Origin of the sequence: Pseudoalteromonas sp. C8 (genome assembly GCF_011378685.1) — a bacterium.
Classification (GTDB): domain Bacteria; phylum Pseudomonadota; class Gammaproteobacteria; order Enterobacterales; family Alteromonadaceae; genus Pseudoalteromonas; species Pseudoalteromonas arctica.
This window is the reverse complement of the sequence record NZ_WTKT01000003.1, coordinates 84,494-102,593: the sequence shown is the minus strand read 5'-3', so window position 1 is coordinate 102,593 and position 18,100 is coordinate 84,494. Positions and strand designations below refer to the sequence as shown.

14 protein-coding genes are annotated in these 18,100 nt (G+C 40.2%); 10 read left to right on the top strand and 4 right to left on the bottom strand.

What is annotated here, in order from left to right:
- Positions 1–256: 256 nt before the first annotated feature.
- From GQR39_RS04175 to GQR39_RS04145, 7 genes are all read left to right on the top strand, one after another.
- Positions 257–3,286, top strand: coding sequence for a TonB-dependent receptor (locus tag GQR39_RS04175; protein ID WP_165734877.1), 3,030 nt, complete (start codon positions 257–259; stop codon positions 3,284–3,286).
- Positions 3,287–3,453: 167 nt separating this feature from the next.
- Positions 3,454–4,197 carry a SapC family protein gene (locus tag GQR39_RS04170; RefSeq protein ID WP_165734876.1) on the top strand — a complete coding sequence of 248 codons (744 nt, stop codon included), beginning with the start codon at positions 3,454–3,456 and terminating at the stop codon, positions 4,195–4,197.
- A 10-nt stretch (positions 4,198–4,207) separates the two neighbouring features.
- Positions 4,208–5,218 carry a cupin-like domain-containing protein gene (locus GQR39_RS04165; RefSeq protein ID WP_165734875.1) on the top strand — a complete coding sequence of 337 codons (1,011 nt, stop codon included), beginning with the start codon at positions 4,208–4,210 and terminating at the stop codon, positions 5,216–5,218.
- Positions 5,219–5,240: 22 nt separating this feature from the next.
- On the top strand, positions 5,241–6,725 hold the full coding sequence (locus GQR39_RS04160) for a tryptophan halogenase family protein (RefSeq protein WP_165734874.1): 1,485 nt from the start codon (positions 5,241–5,243) through the stop codon (positions 6,723–6,725).
- Between the two features lie 5 nt (positions 6,726–6,730).
- A complete protein-coding gene (locus tag GQR39_RS04155) occupies positions 6,731–7,441 on the top strand; it encodes a DUF6445 family protein (RefSeq protein ID WP_165734873.1) in 711 nt (236 codons plus the stop codon).
- A 7-nt stretch (positions 7,442–7,448) separates the two neighbouring features.
- Positions 7,449–8,270 (top strand): ThuA domain-containing protein, encoded by an 822-nt coding sequence (locus GQR39_RS04150; protein ID WP_165734872.1) that lies wholly within the window; start codon positions 7,449–7,451, stop codon positions 8,268–8,270.
- A gap of 233 nt (positions 8,271–8,503) precedes the next feature.
- A complete protein-coding gene (locus GQR39_RS04145; RefSeq protein ID WP_165734871.1) occupies positions 8,504–9,784 on the top strand; it encodes a glycosyl hydrolase family 8 in 1,281 nt (426 codons plus the stop codon).
- A 158-nt stretch (positions 9,785–9,942) separates the two neighbouring features.
- Here GQR39_RS04145 and GQR39_RS04140 read toward each other — a convergent pair whose 3' ends face one another.
- Complete coding sequence (locus tag GQR39_RS04140; protein ID WP_165734870.1) at positions 9,943–10,917, bottom strand: SMP-30/gluconolactonase/LRE family protein; 975 nt, start codon at positions 10,915–10,917, stop codon at positions 9,943–9,945.
- A 115-nt stretch (positions 10,918–11,032) separates the two neighbouring features.
- On the opposite strand from GQR39_RS04140, the gene GQR39_RS04135 reads away from it, so the two are divergent.
- The gene (locus GQR39_RS04135; RefSeq protein ID WP_165734869.1) at positions 11,033–12,166 is read left to right on the top strand and encodes an endo-1,4-beta-xylanase; all 1,134 of its coding nucleotides are present in this window, start codon (positions 11,033–11,035) and stop codon (positions 12,164–12,166) included.
- Positions 12,167–12,478: 312 nt separating this feature from the next.
- Entirely contained in the window at positions 12,479–13,336 is an 858-nt protein-coding gene (locus tag GQR39_RS04130) for a nucleotide-binding protein (RefSeq protein ID WP_165734868.1), read from the top strand.
- Between the two features lie 115 nt (positions 13,337–13,451).
- Here the strand turns inward: GQR39_RS04130 and GQR39_RS04125 are convergent, their stop codons facing one another.
- Positions 13,452–13,889, bottom strand: a complete 438-nt coding sequence (locus tag GQR39_RS04125) for a cupin domain-containing protein (RefSeq protein ID WP_165734867.1) — start codon at positions 13,887–13,889, stop codon at positions 13,452–13,454.
- 14 nt (positions 13,890–13,903) lie between these two features.
- On the bottom strand, positions 13,904–15,751 hold the full coding sequence (locus GQR39_RS04120) for a DUF5060 domain-containing protein (protein ID WP_165734866.1): 1,848 nt from the start codon (positions 15,749–15,751) through the stop codon (positions 13,904–13,906).
- Between the two features lie 157 nt (positions 15,752–15,908).
- Here GQR39_RS04120 and GQR39_RS04115 point away from each other — a divergent pair, with 157 nt between their 5' ends.
- A complete protein-coding gene (locus GQR39_RS04115) occupies positions 15,909–17,048 on the top strand; it encodes an endo-1,4-beta-xylanase (protein WP_165725331.1) in 1,140 nt (379 codons plus the stop codon).
- A 68-nt stretch (positions 17,049–17,116) separates the two neighbouring features.
- On the opposite strand, the gene GQR39_RS04110 is transcribed toward GQR39_RS04115, so the two are convergent.
- A complete protein-coding gene (locus GQR39_RS04110) occupies positions 17,117–18,094 on the bottom strand; it encodes an aldose epimerase family protein (RefSeq protein ID WP_165734865.1) in 978 nt (325 codons plus the stop codon).
- Positions 18,095–18,100 lie beyond the last annotated feature (6 nt).

Genomic DNA, 18,100 nt, shown 5'->3' with positions numbered 1-18,100 from the left:
ATATGACAAAATGAAAATATTTTAAAGCAAAAAATTAGCACAAAGAATTAGCATAAACATTCTGTTATTTAACGGTTTTTAGTTAAGTAGCACATGTTTAAAACTGGTTGTGGTCTTTGTAAAACGTTTAAAACATACACACACAATAATTATTTATTGACCGTAAAATGAAACAAATAGTTTACAATTATGTTTCGAGTAATTCTTAAAGTCTTGCAGTACGTCAATAATAATTAAATAAGAAAAAGGCATCATGATGTTTAAGAAAAAGATAATTTCAACAGCCATACTCGCTGCAATGGGTACCGTTACGCTTCCTCACCAAAGCTACGCTGCCGAAACTGTTGCCGATGAAGATGTAGAAATAATACAAGTAACCGGCATTAGAGGTTCATTGCAACGCTCTATGGATGTTAAACGCGACTCTTCTGGTATTGTCGATGCAATTTCGGCTGAGGATATGGGGAAATTTCCTGATACCAATCTTGCTGAATCGCTACAACGTATTACCGGCGTATCAATTGATAGAGCGGGCGGTGAAGGTAGCCGCGTAACAGTACGTGGATTTGGACCTGCTAATAACTTAATTACTATTAATGGCCGCCAACTTCCAAATACAACAGGTGACCGCACATTTGATTTTGCAAATGTCGCATCTGAAAGCGTATCGGGCGTGCAAGTTTATAAAACATCAGACGCAAGTGTTACCTCCGGTGGCATTGGCGCAACTATAAACTTAACAACCAACAGACCCTTAAATAGCCCAGGTATAAAAGCATCGTTTGGCGTAAAAGCTGTAGACGATCAATCAACCGACGAGGGTAGCATTACACCAGAGGTAAGCGGTTTATATTCGCAAACATTTGGGGATGACAAGTTTGGTATTTCGATTTCAGGTAGCTACCAAGACCGTGAAAGCGGTATGCAGCAGTTTATTCAAGATCAAGGTTACAGAGCATCTGATTACACAAATACAGGATGGGGCGGTGTACCTGCAGGCGCAGAAGGCGGAGCAAACAGACCTACATCAGGCATTTACTCAAACCCGCAACAACCACGTTATGTGTTTGAAGAGCGTCAACGTGAACGTGTAAATGGTCAGTTGGTATTTCAATATCAACCTGTTGAAAATATTACAGCAACGCTTGATTACACGGGCTTTAAAACAACCGTTGAAGAGCAGCACACTGACGCCTCAGTTTGGTTTAACTACGCTGGCGACAGAAGTGAATCTGTTTGGGCGGGCGAGCCTAACGCGTACCCACTCATTTACTCAGAAATTTATGACATCCAAAGTGATGCCGATTACCGGGATACGTCGCTTACGGTAGGTTCTTGGGGTCGCGAAGAAAAAACAGATTCATTAGGCTTTAATTTAGAGTGGACAGTGTCTGATCAGCTTAACCTAGAGTTTGATCACCACAGCTCAAAAGCCTCAATGAAAGCAACTGATCCACGCCACGGTACACGTAATAATATTCAGTTACCGTCGTACACACGTTCGCGCTCAGGGCTTGATTTAACAGGCGACTTACCAGGTATTGCAATTGGTAATATTGAAAACTTTAACCCGAGCACCATGCGTTTATCGGGTAGTTGGTTTGCAAACGACAAATACGATTCAGAAATCGATCAAACGCAAATTTCAGGTAAGTACTTTTTTGACGACAGTTTAAGTATTGATTTTGGTGTTGCAGTTAATAAAGTAAACAACCATTATCGTCATACACAAGTGCAGCGCCCAGATTGGGGTGGGGTTGGTGTTGAGGGCGACTTTGCTGATATCGATTGGCGCCAAGATACTATTTTAGATAAGTTTCAAGCTAAAGCGGGTAACTTTGAAGGCACTGCAACACAAGGCGAATACGATTTATTTAATACAATCTTTTTTGCCGATTTTGATGCGATTGTAAATGCAGCAGAGTACGCAGATCCTATTGCCAACGTAGATAACCTTTATGGTGATTGTAAAGCAGCCGACGGCGCAGCGGCAGGACCAAACGGCGAAGGACAATTTTGTGCTTCAACCGATTGGGATGCAGCAACAAACCGCTTTACTGAAGAAAAAACGCAGTCTGCTTTTGCACAAGTAAACTACAAAGGCGAATTGAGCGGCATGTTCTTCGACCTGCAAATTGGCTTACGCTACGAAAAAACAGACGTATTTTCTAAAGCAACCGCACCAGGTTACAGCCGCGTAGAGTGGAACGAAGATACAGCCACATCAGTAACCGGTGTTACCGGTATTGAAACGCTAAGCCAATCGGCAGATTACAGCCAGTTCCTGCCAAATATTAACTTTAATATTGAAGTTGTTGAAGATGTAATGATCCGTGCAGCAGCGAGTAAAACTATTTCAAGAGCGGGCTACGGTCAGCTTCAAGGCGGTACAACTATTAATACCGGTGGTAGTTTAAGTGGTTATTCGGGTGGCTCTGGTAATCCAGGTCTTAAACCGCTTGAATCAATTAACTACGATTTATCAAGTGAATGGTATTACGACGAAGGAAGCTATATTTCGTTTGGTTACTTTAAAAAAGACGTAACAAATTGGATCACTACAGGCACTATCGACTCAAATATATTTAACTTATATGACCCATTAAATGGTGAAAAATTTAGAGCTGCATCAAGTGCACTAGGTGGTAATGCATCTAACGAAGACATCAGAAATTACATTTTTGAAAACTTTGCTGATGATCCAAATGTGCAGCCTAATTTTGATGAAGATGGTGAATTAGACGGTGGCACAATTGTTGGTGACCCAGACTCAGATGATCCAATTAACTTTAGGATAAACGTGCCTGTAAATGGCGACCAAGAATATACTATTGATGGCTTTGAATTTAATATTCAGCATTTATTTGGTGAGTCAGGTTTTGGCGGTATTTTTAACTACACTATGGTTGACTCAGGCCTTGAATACGACAACGACTCACTAGAGGATACAGAAGCACTAGTAGGGTTAAGTGACACGGCAAACGTGGTGTTCTTTTACGATAAAGAAGGCTTACAAGCGCGTATTGCGTATAACTGGCGCGACTCGTTTTTAAATGAGCGTCGTGTAAATGGCGATTTAACCGCACCAATTTACACTGATGAGTATTACCAAATAGACTTTAACGTAAGTTACGAAGTACCCGCAGTAGAGGGACTTACCGTATTTATTGAAGGTATAAACATTACTGACGAGTACGTAACATCGTACGGGCGCAAGCAAGAGCTGATTTATAATATCACTCAAACTGGCTCTCGTTACGGTTTAGGTGTTCGTTATAATTTTTAATAAATTAACACCTATTTAAAGCCGCATTTTGCGGCTTTTTATTTGCCTAAATTAACCTAGTAATAATAATACCCAACTGTTATAGTCAATGTGAATTTAACCTATTTGTTACATTTAACTCGTAGCAGTAGGTAAAGGCACACAACAACAATTGGAGCACACAATCCATGACCAATCATGCATTATTAAATAATGTTGAGCATCAGCATTTAAAAATAAACCCTGCACGCAGCGCACACTTAGGTGACGGGGTTTGGTACAGCGATACATTTGTGAGCGAATTTAGAGTCGCTCAAGCACATTACCCAATATTTTTTACCAAGGACGATACAACAAATACATTTTCGCCGGTGTGTTTGTACGGCATAAATAAAGACGAAAACTTATTTTTAGTAAACCAGCAATGGCAAGCACACTACATTCCGTTAAGTATGCAGCGACTGCCTTTTGCTATCGGGACTCAAAATACAATGCAAAACGGTGTAGCAACGCAAGAGCGCATGCTTAGCATTGATTTAGACTCACCAAAAGTATCAACAAAGCAGGGTATTAACTTATTTTTAGAACACGGCGGGAACAGCGATTACCTCGAAAACGTAATAAATGTGCTCGACAACCTGCATCATGGTTTACAACAAAACCAGCCCTTTATTAAAACCTTAATTAAACATGGTTTGCTTGAATCGGTATCGCTAGAGCTTGATTTAGTAAACGGGCTTAAACATAACTTACTCGGCTTTTACACCATAAACGAAGACACGCTTAACCAACTAAGTAGCGATGCAATTGCGCAGCTGCACTCACAAGGGTATTTAGCGTGTATATACATGGTCATTGCCTCGCAAGTACATGTACGTGATTTAGTCGCGCTTAAAAACGAGCAACTTATGCTACAAAAGCACGTTGTGTAAGTGCTTAACTATGGAAAATTTAGAAAATAAAATTCAAACGCTTAATGGCTTAACTCCCAGCACGTTGCCCAAGGAGCTTTTGAACTCGTCTGTGCCTATTGTACTAAAAGGGTTTGTAAGCGATTGGCCCCTCGTTATTGCCGCTAAAAAATCTGATGCAGCTGCAATTGATTATTTAACACCGTTTTACGAAGGTTTTTTAGTTAACACTTGCACAATACCTGCCAGTCAAAGCGGGGTTGTAGGGTATAACCCCGATATGAGCGGTTTTAACTTTACTAATCAACAAGCGGCATTTATTAGTGCGCTTGAGCAAATAGCGCAAAGTGCAAATAATCCACAAGCCGACACTTTATACATTGGCTCTACTAGCATTGCACAGTGCTTACCTGGTTTGGTTAATCACTGCCACGTTAACGCATTAAACGAAGGCTGTTTATTTAATGTATGGGCAGGCGGAAAGGTTACCGTACCAGCACATTACGACGTAGCGCAAAATTTAGCATGTTGTGTTGCAGGTAAAAGGCGTTTTACTTTATTTGCCCCCGATCAAATAGATAATTTATACATAGGTCCGCTTGATAAAGCACCCGGTGGTCAGCCAATAAGCTTAACCACCACAACTGCGCCCAACTTCACGCAATACCCTAAATTTGAGCAGGCAATAAAAGCGGCAATTACCGTTGATCTTGAAGCAGGCGATGCCCTTATATTACCCAGCATGTGGTGGCACCAAGTAGAGGGGCTTGGCAGTTTAAATATACTGTTTAATTATTGGTTTAAAAATACGCCAGCGGTGTATGGGCAGCCTACTAATGCGTTGCACCTTGCTATTTTAAACATACGTAATTTACCAAAGCATGAGCGCGCAGCATGGCAACGTTTGTTTAATTACTATGTATTTGCTGATAACGAATTTACCCACATACCAGAGCCCGCACAGGCTATTTTAACAAAGCCAATGGATGAGCTTGCAGCGCGTAAATTAAGAGCCGAATTACAAAATAAATTAAGACGCTAAGCGTACTTGTAAGGTTTGAATTATGAATCAAAATGCAATTAAAAAAATCGTAATAGCAGGTGGCGGAACCGCCGGTTGGATGTGCAGCGCTGCAATGGCAAAGCTGCTAGGTAAAAATATTGAAGTGTGCTTAGTTGAATCCGATTTAATTCCTACCGTAGGGGTTGGGGAGTCTACTATTCCTACGCTGCATATATTTCATGATTTGCTAAAAATCAGCGAATCAGAATTTATGGCAGCCACTAACGCCACGTTTAAATTAGGCATATCGTTTGAGGGCTGGAAACAAAACCAGCAAAGCTACTTTCACTCATTTGGTTATGTTGGGCAAGGCTGTTGGGCTGCAGGTTTTCAGCACTTTTGGCTAAAAGGTATGCAACAAGGTGTTGCAGCCGATATTGGCGACTATTGCACAGAGCACGTAGCAAGTCGCTTGGGTAAATTTGCCGTAGTGCCGAATCAAGACCGTAACCATGCTTATCAGTTAGATGCAGGTTTGTACGCTAAATTTTTACGAAATTTTGCACAGCAAAACGGCGCTAAACGTATAGAAGGCATGATAAGCAAAGTTAACTTAGAGCCCACTAATGGCTTTATAAAATCGCTTACTTTAGGTGACGGGCAAATTATTGAGGGTGATTTATTTATAGATTGCACCGGCTTTAAAGGTTTATTAATAGAGCAAGCGCTACACACCGGATACGAAGATTGGAGCCATTGGCTCCCGTGCGACAGCGCAGTAGCAGTACAAACCGAATTAGTAAGCCCAATAGTGCCATATACGCGTGCAATGGCACATAAATGTGGTTGGCAGTGGCAAATACCGCTGCAAAGCCGCCGTGGTAATGGCTTAGTGTTTTGTAGTAAATACATGAGCGATGATGAGGCCAAAACAGCGCTACTCAATAACGTAGAAGGCAAACCTATTAATGAGCCGCGCGTTATTAAATACCGCACCGGTACACGGCGTAAACATTGGAACAAAAACTGTGTTGCTATTGGCTTGGCAAGTGGTTTTATTGAGCCGCTTGAATCAACCAGTATTCATTTAATTCAGCAAAGCATTATAAGATTAATGCAAAACATGCCAACCAAAGCAATCGAGTCGTGCTATCAAGATGACTTTAATAACAAAATGCGCTTTGAGGCCGAAAACATTCGCGACTTTATTGTGCTGCATTACCATGTGACACAGCGCACCGACAGCGACTTTTGGCGTTACTGTAAAAACATGCCAATTCCAGAGTCACTCGCAAAGCGCATTGAGTTATTTAAGCAAAGTGGGCATGTATATAAAGCAGAGCAAGAGCTATTTGGCGAAGCATCGTGGTTACAAGTGATGTTAGGGCAAGGGCTAATGCCGCAAAATTATCACCCAATTGTTGATAGCATGAGCGATGATGAGCTTAAACGATTTTTAGAATCAATAAAAAATCATGTGGCTAAAAAAGCAAATAGCTTACCGAGTCACATTGATTTTATTAATCATTATTGCAAAGCTAAGTAAGTATTATGCTAACACTTGGCAATAACTTACAGCCGCAATATGAGTTTATAGGGCAAGAGCAAACGCCAATTATTATAATTGACGACTACCTAAGTGTGCCGCAAAAACTTATAAACCTAGCGCAAAGTGCTGCTCAAAGTAATGGGGAGTTTAAACCCGACGAACTCACTCAATACCCAGGTTTACGTATGCCGCTGCCAAAGCAATGTGTGGTTGATTACTTAAAGCCTCTTATACAGGGGTTTTATAACGTATTTAATATTGGGCAAACACTTACCCCATACCCAAAAGATAATACCTTATCGTTAATTACTAAAACGCAGCAGCAGCTATCACCAATACAAACCTTGCCACACTTTGATACAAACGATCCTAACTTAATTGCCATTATTCATTACCTTGGCGAAGGCGAGCACGGCGGCACTGGGTTTTTTAGGCATAAAAAAACAGGGTTTGAAACAATAAGCACAAAGCGCAAAAACACGTATTTAACACATGCTCAGCAATACCTTGAATTAGCAAATACAAAGCCTAGTTACTGCACCACGCAGCACAGTGAGTTTGAGTGCTACAAGCACATAGAATATAAGCCAAATAGGCTTATTGTGTTTCCTGGGTATTTGCTGCACACCAGTTTACCTAATACGGCTACCGATATTTCGTCGTGTCCACAAACAGGGCGGCTAACGGCTAATATGTTTGTTCATTTTAAATAGGATTACTATGTCTTTTTCTTTATCTAGATTCGCATATAAGGGTTGGCTATTAAGCTTTGTTGTATTGGCGCTGAGTATGGTAACAGTGCAAAAAAGTCATGCTACAGGGTTTGATACCCTCCCTAAAAAGCAATTTAATGTGCTGCTATTTACAAAAACCGCAGGGTGGCACCATAAGTCGCAAACCGAAGGCGTTAAAGCGCTAGAAGGCTTAGCCGATAAGCACTTTTTTAACTTAATTTGGCACGAAGAAAGCCATTATTTTAACGACGATTACTTAAAAAATGTTGATGTAGTGGTATTTTTATCAACCACGGGCGATATTTTAAACCCAAAAGAGCAAGCCGCGCTTGAGCGATTTGTAAAAGCAGGTAAAGGCTTTGTTGGCATTCATAGCGCATCAGATACCGAATACGACTGGCCGTGGTATCAAAAGTTGGTGGGGCGCACCTTTAACATTCATCCTGTTATTCAAACTGGTGTATTAAGTAAAGTGCCTAATACTAACTTTATTGGCTTAAATCACATGCCGCAGCAGATGCTTTGGACAGACGAGTGGTACGAGTTTGGGCCAGAGCTCACTAAGTTAAACTACTTACTCACCGTTGATGAGCAAAGTTACAACCCAACTGCCGATTGGGGTAATAACAAAACAGGCTCAGGTATGGGGGCGTTTCATCCTATTTCGTGGTATCACAATTACGATGGCGGACGCTCGTTTTATACAGCCCTTGGGCATACTAATGCGGTGTATAAAAGTGAGTTTTTAACCGAGCATATTTATGGCGGAATTTATTGGGCTGCAACGGGTAAAGGATTAAAAAAGTAGTAATTAATAAATAACTAATAAATACGCTTTTTAGCACAATTCATGTCGATTCAGGCTGCTTTTTTAAGCGGCCTTTTATATTTTTTAAGCACTTCTTAAACACTTATTAAGCACCTCACACATTTCACTTAGTTTATAAAACAAACAAATAGTTTTGAGAACCACTTGATCAAATGGTCAAAAAGACTATATTAAATTTGCACGCTGATATAATTCAAATAAAGAGGATAAACATGAAAGTATTTTTTAAAATAACAACTTTATTGTTAACACTAATAAGCTATCAATCACTTGCTGCATTTAATAGTAACCCATCGAGTGTAGGCGCCGACAGTTCAGGAGCATACCGTAACCTCGCACAAGAAATGGGTAAAACAAATATACAGCAAAAAGTGAATAGTACTTTTGACAATATGTTTGGCTATAACAACACACAACAACTTTACTACCCGTACACCGAAAACGGTGTTTATAAAGCACACTACATAAAAGCAATTAACCCAGACGAGGGTGATGATATAAGAACAGAAGGGCAATCGTGGGGAATGACCGCCGCTGTCATGCTTAATAAACAAGAAGAATTTGATAACCTATGGCGCTTTGCAAAAGCGTATCAAAAAAATCCAGACAATCACCCTGATGTAAAAAAACAAGGCGTTTACGCGTGGAAACTAAAGCTTAATCAAAACGGCTTTGTTTATAAAGTGGATGAGGGCCCCGCTCCCGATGGTGAAGAGTACTTTGCGTTTGCACTACTTAATGCCTCTGCTCGCTGGGGGAATTCGGGTGAGTTTAACTACTACAACGATGCCATTACCATGTTAAACACAATTAAAAATAAGCTGATGGAAAACCAAATAATCCGCTTTTCACCTTACATTGATAACCTAACAGACCCTTCTTATCACATACCTGCGTTTTATGACTACTTTGCAAATAACGTAACTAACCAAGCAGACAAAACTTACTGGCGACAAGTAGCCACAAAAAGTAGAACCTTACTTAAAAACCATTTTACAAAAGTAAGTGGTAGCCCGCATTGGAACTTACCTACATTTTTATCGCGCTTAGATGGCAGCCCTGTTATTGGCTACATTTTTAACGACCAAGCAAACCCAGGTCAATGGTATGAATTTGATGCATGGCGCGTAATTATGAATGTGGGTTTAGACGCGCATTTAATGGGTGCTCAAGTGTGGCATAAAAGCGCAGTAAATAAAGCACTGGGCTTTTTAAGTTATGCAAAAACTAACAACAGCAATAACTGTTACGAGCAAGTGTATTCGTACGGTGGAGCGCAAAACAAAGGCTGTGCAGGCGAAGGTCAAAAAGCCGCGAATGCAGTAGCGTTACTTGCTTCAACAAACGCTGGGCAAGCAAATGAGTTTTTTAACGAATTTTGGTCTTTATCGCAACCAACGGGTGACTACCGTTACTATAATGGTTCGTTATATATGTTAGCTATGCTGCATGTATCGGGCAATTTTAAGTTTTATAACAACACGTTTAATTAAAATAACAATACCTAAGCAGCAAAAGTCTAAGTAGCAAAAATCTAAGTAGTAAAAGCTTAGGTAGCAAAACCTAGATAATAAAAAACCGGTGTAACCAAGTTACACCGGTTTTTGTGCTTAACGAGTGAGCTTAACTTTCTCTTTAATACGTTGCTTAATTAGTTAACCAAACCAGCTATTTTTACATCAAGTGTAAATAACCCCTTAGCGGTGGTTATTAATAACGTTTTGCGATTTTTACCACCAAACGCAAGGTTAGTTACATTAGGGCCAAGTTCAATTTTATCGATAAGTGAGCCGTGTGGCGTGTAAATATTAATAACGCCTTTTTTGTGACTGCTTACGTAAATATTGCCAGCAGAGTCTACTTTTATGCCATCGGGCGAGGTTACTTTAATAAAGTCTTCGCGCGGTAAAATATCACCGTTTTCATCAATAGTGTATTTGCTGACGCGGTTACTAAAGTCGCCAACATAAAGGGTACGTTGATCGGGCGAGAGCGCAACACCGTTGGGCTTTTCAAGCGTAGCGTCAATTAAACTAAGTGTGCCTGTATTACTTAATTTATACACACCGGTATAAGGCATTTGTTGAGTTCGCTCGCCGAGTTGCCAGTTAGGATCTGTAAAGTAAATATCGCCATTTCTGTGCATAGTCATATCGTTTGGCGAGCTAAAGCTTAGCCCATCAAACTTATTAACTATTACGGTATTGGTCTTGCTTTTTATATTAATTTTAGAAAGCGACTGCGTACTATGGTTAAGCGTATAGAGGTTCTGCCCTTTGGCATACAAGCCGTTTGTACCACTGTGTTTTAAATAAGTGGTGAGGGTATTGGGCAGCACTAATTTATAAATGGTCGAATCAGGGCCAAGTGCTTGCGAGCTAGCAAAGTTCATTTCTGAAAAATAAAACGCATTATCTTGGCTTGACCACGTTGGGCCTTCTAAAAATAATAAATTGTCACTAACAAGTGTGGGTGTTACGCCCTTTATTAATGGCGACTGCTCATTGCTTTGGCTGTTTACAGTGTTTAACAAAGGTGTATTTTCAGGTTGTTGTGCCAGCGCTGCTTTATTAAAACAGAGCATTAATACAACTAAGCTTAGCGTTTTTTTGTGTGTTTTTAGCATAGACGTTTACTCAGGTTTGTTTAATTTATAATTAATAGTCATTTTGACTATATCATTTATTTTTTTCGTTGTATGATATTTATCGAAAATAATAACGATTCAACGGAGCACACACATGCATAAAAAACACACACTCAGCCTGCTTTTACTTGCAGGATCATTAAGCGTAAACGCTGCACAAGACCAAGGCCTTAAAAACACCTTTGTAGACTCATTCAAAATGGGGGTTGCTGTAAATCAAGATATAGTGACAGGCAAAAACGCAGCCGCGCAGTCAATTATTGCTAAGCAATTTAATACAGTCACCCTAGAAAACGCCATGAAAGCAGAAGTAATTTATCCACAGCAAGGTAAGGTCGATTTTAGTGGTGCAGATGCGTTTATAGATTTTGCCAAGCAAAATAATATGTTTACCGTAGCCCACACCTTAGTGTGGCATAACCAAACGCCCGACTGGTTTTTTACAAATAGCAAAAATGAGCCAAATACCCCAGCACAGCAGCTTGAGCAAATGCGCAAACACATAGAGCTTGTAGCAGGGCGCTATAAAAACAAAGTAGATGCGTGGGATGTAGTTAACGAAGTGATTGCTGATGACGGCTCTTATCGCCCAACTGTGTGGGTTAACCGCGTAGGTGATGGCGATACCATGGTAAAAGCCGCATTTAAATACGCCCAGCAGTATTCACCTAATACCGAGCTTTACTACAACGACTTTAATGCATGGCGACCAGAAAAAAGAGACGGCATTATACGTATGATCAAAATGCTGCAAAAAGAAGGTATTCGAATCGATGGCATTGGCATACAAGCGCATTGGGGGCTTAACTTTCCTAAAATGCAATACATTGAGCAAGCTATCGATGCATACGCCGCACTGGGTATAAAAGTGATGATCACTGAGCTTGATATAGACGTGCTGCCTTTAACAAAAGAAGGGCAGATTACCGGCACCGATATGATGAAACCACAGTTTCAGTTAGAAGAGTTTGAAACCTACCTCGACCCATACAAAAATGGCTTGCCGAGCGACGTAGAAGCGCAACTAAACGCCCGTTATAAAGCCTTGTTTGAACTGTTTTACGCAAAACGCGACAAGATAGACCGCGTAACCTTTTGGGGGTTACACGATGGTATGTCGTGGAAAAACGACTACCCAATCCCAAACAGAACAAACTACCCGTTGTTATGGGATCGTAATTTAAACCCTAAGCCGATTATTAAAACAATTGCTGATGTAGTTCAGTAAACCGCATTGTGTAGTCAAAGCCGAGTATTTAAAAATACTCGGCTTTTTTTTGGGGAATTTTCACAAAGAGAAAAGAATGAGAAGAAAATGAGAAGTGCCCCATGACTTTAAAGCATCATGATAAGAAAAAAGAGCTTAAAGTTTATAACTAGCAATATGTTATGGTATTTGGTACTAATATGGGAAATAAATATCAGAATATACCTATATCATTAAATTAAATAAGTATGTTCTGTATTAACGGCTATACGAATCATCAAACTTAAGTATCTGTATAGTATGGTATAAATTATTTAAAGTGGTTGTATTTGTATGGAAAAACCTCGTCTATTTATTGGTTCATCATCGGAAAGTTATGATGTTGCTAGCGCATGTAATGCTTGTCTTGACCGTAAAGTTGAAGTAACAATTTGGGATAAAATTTTCAACTCAGGTGGGGATACTCTTACATCACTTACCGATAAAGCCAAAAATGTTGATTTCGCACTATTCATATTTCGACCTGAAGATCTAACTGTAATGAGAAATAGTCCTAAGCCTACCGTTCGAGACAATGTAATATTTGAATTAGGGTTGTTTATTGGAGCTTTAGGCAAAGAGCGTTGTTTTATCCTTAAACCTCGCGGCGAAGATCTTCATATGCCGACAGATTTACTGGGGCTTAATATAAATGATTATGATCCTAACCGCAGAGACAACGAGTTAGAGTCTGCAGTAAATGCTGCATGTACAAGATTCTTAAGACAGATAGATAAGTTAGGAAGTTTTGATAGTAAATCAAAAGATGACTTAAACACAGCTGTTGGTCTAGATACAAAGCAAAAGTATGCACCAGAACATGTTGTAACAGATTCTATGATTAGTATTCTTTGCAAGTTACTTTCAACTGTAACAGACAATGACAGTATTTCAGCTTTTAGCTTGTCTAATACTTCAGAGCCATACGGACATAGTATTGCTTTAATAAAACTAGAAAGAATGCGCTTAATTGAGAGAGTACTTGATTCAGACTTTAATGGTAATGAATGGTATGGCTATAAATTAACACAAGATGGGGTTGAATATGTGTTAAAAAATGAATCTAGAATAGACAAGTTTATAACGCCAATTCAACAGCCGCAGTACAGACAGTCAACTCCACAAGTAAAAGATGACGATATTTCGTTTTAATTTAAAAATAGCCTGATCTAATATCAGGCTGTTTTGTTTTCCTCTAAAAGCGAAGCGCCTCTTAACCTCTTTGTGCATAATTCACTTAGTCTATTTCACTAAAAAATCATCAAAACTACTTAGCCTGATACCTCACTACCACAAATTTAAGCGGCACATCGCCGTTGTTATAAATGCCGTGTACGTCATTAGGGGCTGCAAATAAAATATCTCCAGTATGAGCTGGCTGACTTTTGCCATTAAGCGTCCACGTGCCAGAGCCTTCAAGAATCATTAAGTATTCTTCATCAGGATGCTGGTGGGCAGGGTGTATTTCGTTATTAGGTTTAATAACCGCAACGCCCGTAATAGCGCCTTTGGTGAGTGGTGTATCGCCATAAAAGTAAGTATGAAAATCGCCGCCTTCGTAATGAGTAATGTGAGCGTCTTTTTGACTCACAATAGCTGATGTAAGTTGTGTAGGTTTATCTGCTGCGTTTACAGGCAATGCAATGGTGGCTGCGGTTGTAAGTAATACGCCGGTTACACAATGTTTAACTGTTAAATGATTCATGGTTGTTATCCTTATTATTTAGCGCTTAGGTTAATTAAATAAACCCAGTCGTTATTAGGTATGTTGGGTGGTGTTGCCAGTTGTGTACTCGTTGCGGTATTTACACAAAAGCGTTTGCCGTTTATGTAGTTGTTAGTTCGTGGGTTAAACCAGTCGAGTGTATAGCAGGCGTTTGGTAATGTGACTTGTGCTTGGCTTGCGTTACTAAAATAAAATAAGTAAAACGTTGAGTTATCACTTAACGCCCAGCCTGTTTTTGTAAGCTCTGGGGTGGGTTTAAGCTTTGTAAAAGGCACGTATTTTTGAAAAAACGCAACGGCGTTGGTCATCGCTAAATAGTAATCTTTGTATGGCGTTAAATCTTGTTCAACAAGGTCGCCGCCACCGCCTAAATAAAACTCAATACCTGCGCCACCTGCCATAAATGTGGCCCACACATTGCTGTTACGCCACGTATCTACATTGTTTGCATACTCATAAATATAGGCTTCGTCCATGGTGATCACCCACGGGTGAGGATTGTTTTGAGTAAGCTGGCGGTACTTTAAAACATCGCCGTAAGTGGTGTTAGTTTTAAGTTCACCTTGTAAGCTTGCCCCTGTGTAGGCGGGGTAGCCCAAGATGTTGTCGTTTGGTTTATCGTAAATGTGGTAGTCGAGCGACGGGCCATTGTGTACAACAACATGCTCAGGATAGTAGGTGAGTGATTGAAAGTAATCGGCAAATTGCTTTCTTTGTTTTGTGGTATTAGCTTTTTGTTGTTTATCGTCGCCGCTTGGATCTTGCCAGCCGTTTTCTTCGCCTATATTCCACGTGGTTGCTAAATGATAGCCAAAGCGGGCAAATAACTCGCGATAGTAAATTTTACGACTAACAGCAAAGTCGTTTTTAAGCTGGCTTTCGTTCCATTCAAACAGTGATTCGTTTTCGGTTTCGCTCATTACAAAGTGAGTCATTATGCCTTTTTGCTGCATGTGGCTAAATACAATATCCCACTGAGCTAATTTAGATACATCGTAGCGTGTGGTTTGGGTTTTGCTAAGCCATGGCCAAACTTGGTCGCCATCGCCGTAGGCGTTCATGGTTAAAAAGTAATACGCGTTAATGTTAAGCGACGCTAAATAATTTATTAGCCCAATAATGCCTTTAGAAGATTGATGACTACTATTATCAGTCTCTGTATTGGTTGTTTGCCATGTAGGGTCGCTATTTTGCCAATGCTTTATGTGCGCTTGGTAGTTACGCTTTGTGGGAGTGGCATCAAACCCTGAAAAGCCAAGCAGCACTTCGGGGCTGTTAGCACCGGCTTTTAAAAAGTACTCTTTTGAGCCATTAAACTGCAAATAGGGTTTATTAACGTATTCAAGCTTACCTTTGCTTTTAAAGTCTTTACTGCTGGATGATTTAGTGGCGGCGGTAACATTAAACTCGCCTGTTTGTTTATCAAAAAATCCGGCTGATTGCTCATTTGTAACAGTATTTAATGGCACGCTTGCGATATTACTACCTTTAACAAATGAGAGCGTATAGCGCCATTTTCCAAGTTCGTTGGGCGAAAACAAAACCTGCCATTTATTACCTGCTGTTGCATGTGTTTGAGCAGTGTTTGCATCGGCTGCATAATACCCAGGTACTGTATATTGCCTGTTAGTGGGGCTGGTAAATGTAGCGTCTAAGCGGTAGTCGGTAAAGGGGTTAGGCGTGGCAAGCTCGCTGGTGTACGGGCCTTCAAGGGTTAAGCTTAATTTATGCCAAATAGGCAAGTGAGTACTGGTTTGCTCCGCGCGAATTAGGGCGCTGAATATAAATGAGGCGAAAAATGCGCTAATTAACAGAAGCCGTTTTATTATTATTTTTTTCATGTGTGTCCTTGCTAATTTTGTTGCTAGTAAAGTGTGTGATTAAGGAATGTATGCTGTGTTATTTTTGTTCAGTCTATTTTAACAAAACGTTGTTGTCAAAAAGACTATATGGTGTTAAGTTTACGTTGCACACTAAAAAACACACAACAGGTACATCATGCATAAAAATAAATTTACGATTGCTATTTTATTAGGAATGTCGAGCCTTGCACTTGGCTGTAATGGCTCAGCAGAGCAAAGTAAACCAACATTAAAAGCGCCGGAGCAATTAACGCTAAAAGCGCAATTTAAAGACCACTTTAAAATAGGTACAGCGATTAGCCGCGACCAAATATTAGGGGCTTTGCCTGAAGATTTAAATGTGGCTAAAGCGCAATTTAATACCTTTACGCCAGAAAACTCAATGAAGTGGGAGCGTATACACCCAGAGCTAGAAACCTATGATTTTGAAGCCGCTGATGCGTTAGTTCAGTACGCACAAGAGAACAACCAAGAATTAGTCGGGCACACATTAGTGTGGCATTCGCAAACTCCTGACTGGGTTTTTGAAGACGAACAAGGCGAGCCGCTAACCCGCGATGCATTACTTAAGCGCATGCAAAACCATATTAATGCTGTTGCAGGGCGTTATAAAAACCGCATTTTTGCATGGGACGTGGTAAACGAAGCACTTAACGAAGACGGCACACTGCGTGAATCTAAATGGAGCACCATTATTGGTGACGACTTTATAGAATATGCGTTTAAATACGCTAAGCAGGCAGCGCCTAATGCCAAGCTATACTACAACGATTACAACTTATATAAGCCAGAAAAAAGAGCCGGTGCAATTGCGCTTATTAAAAATTTACAAAGCAAAGGCATTGAAATAGATGGTATTGGTATGCAAGCGCATTATTCGCTTGATAACCCGGAGCTTTCGTTAATGGAAGACTCTATTGTGGCATACGCTGCAACGGGTATTGATGTGATGATAACCGAGCTTGATATTTCGGTATTACCATTCCCTGAGGGTGAAGAACAAGGAGCTGATATTTCGTTAGATATTGCGCTGCAAGAGCGATTTAACCCATACCCGAATGGTTTGCCTAGTGAAGTAAACACCCAGTTAGGCGAGCGCTACAAAGCCGTGTTTGACATACTTAAAAAACATGACGATAAAGTAAGCCGTGTTACTTTTTGGGGTATAAGCGATGCACGTACTTGGCGCAACGATTGGCCAATGCAAGGGCGCACCGATTACCCATTATTAATTGACCGTGAGTTAAAACTTAAAAGCTTTGTAAGCGATTTATAATCGCACTAAACATTTAATCTCCCGCAAAGGATCGCTTAATAGCGATCCTTTTTTGGTTTATAAAATAGCTATTTTTTATTGGTTTTAGTTAAGCAGTAACTAATATGCGTTTGCAAAGGCACTTGTGGTGTTAAATAGCTAAATGGGAAGTGTGGGTTATTTGGGCTATCGGGGCAAAATTGCGGTTCTAGGCAAATACCGTCAAATTGGTTAAACGGGCTTTTTAAATGCTGCCCTGTATAAACCTGAATAGCAGGGTAGTTAGAAAGCACACTCAGCATTACTTTTTCATCGGCGCTTGTAAGCTCTGCGTGTTGCTTAATGGTTTGCAGATTAAGTACTTGCTCGGTTACAAAGTTATGATCGAGTTTATCGGTTTTATTAAGCACCCGCGCATTTGTGTAGTCAAAAGTTGTATTTGCTACAGGGGCTATTAAACCTGTGGGAATGGCGTTTGTATCTACGGGGGTATAATGCGCGGCGGCCAGTTTTAATGTATGCCCTTGTGCGCTGTTAGTAATGCCATTTAAATTAAAATATGGGTGCGCTGTTGGCCCTGCAATGGTTTTTTTATTACTGGTAATCGTAAATTTAATATCAAGATTACTTTGGTTTTTACTGTTAGTGGTAAAGGTATACAGCACGTTAAATATAGTTTTACCGGGGTAGCCGTTATAACCATCGGGTAGGGTAATACTTAAACTTAACGCATTTTTTTGATGGTAATCGAGCTGCCAAAACAAGTCGCTTAATGCTTTTTGACCGCCGTGGAGTTGGTTTACGCCTTCGTTTTTATTAAGCGCATAGGCTTTATCATCAATATGTACTTGTGCGTTACTTAACCTGTTTGCATAAGGGCCGGCTACAGCGCCTAAGTAAAACGTGTCGTTTAAATAGTCATTAATATTAGAATAGCCAAGTATAATATTTCGTTTTTTATTATCAACATGGGTAACCCAGCTGGTAAGCCGGGCACCGTAGTTAATAATAGAAATAGTGTCGTTTGTCTCATTACTTAGTGTGTATTGAATAAGTGAAGTTGTCATTGTGGT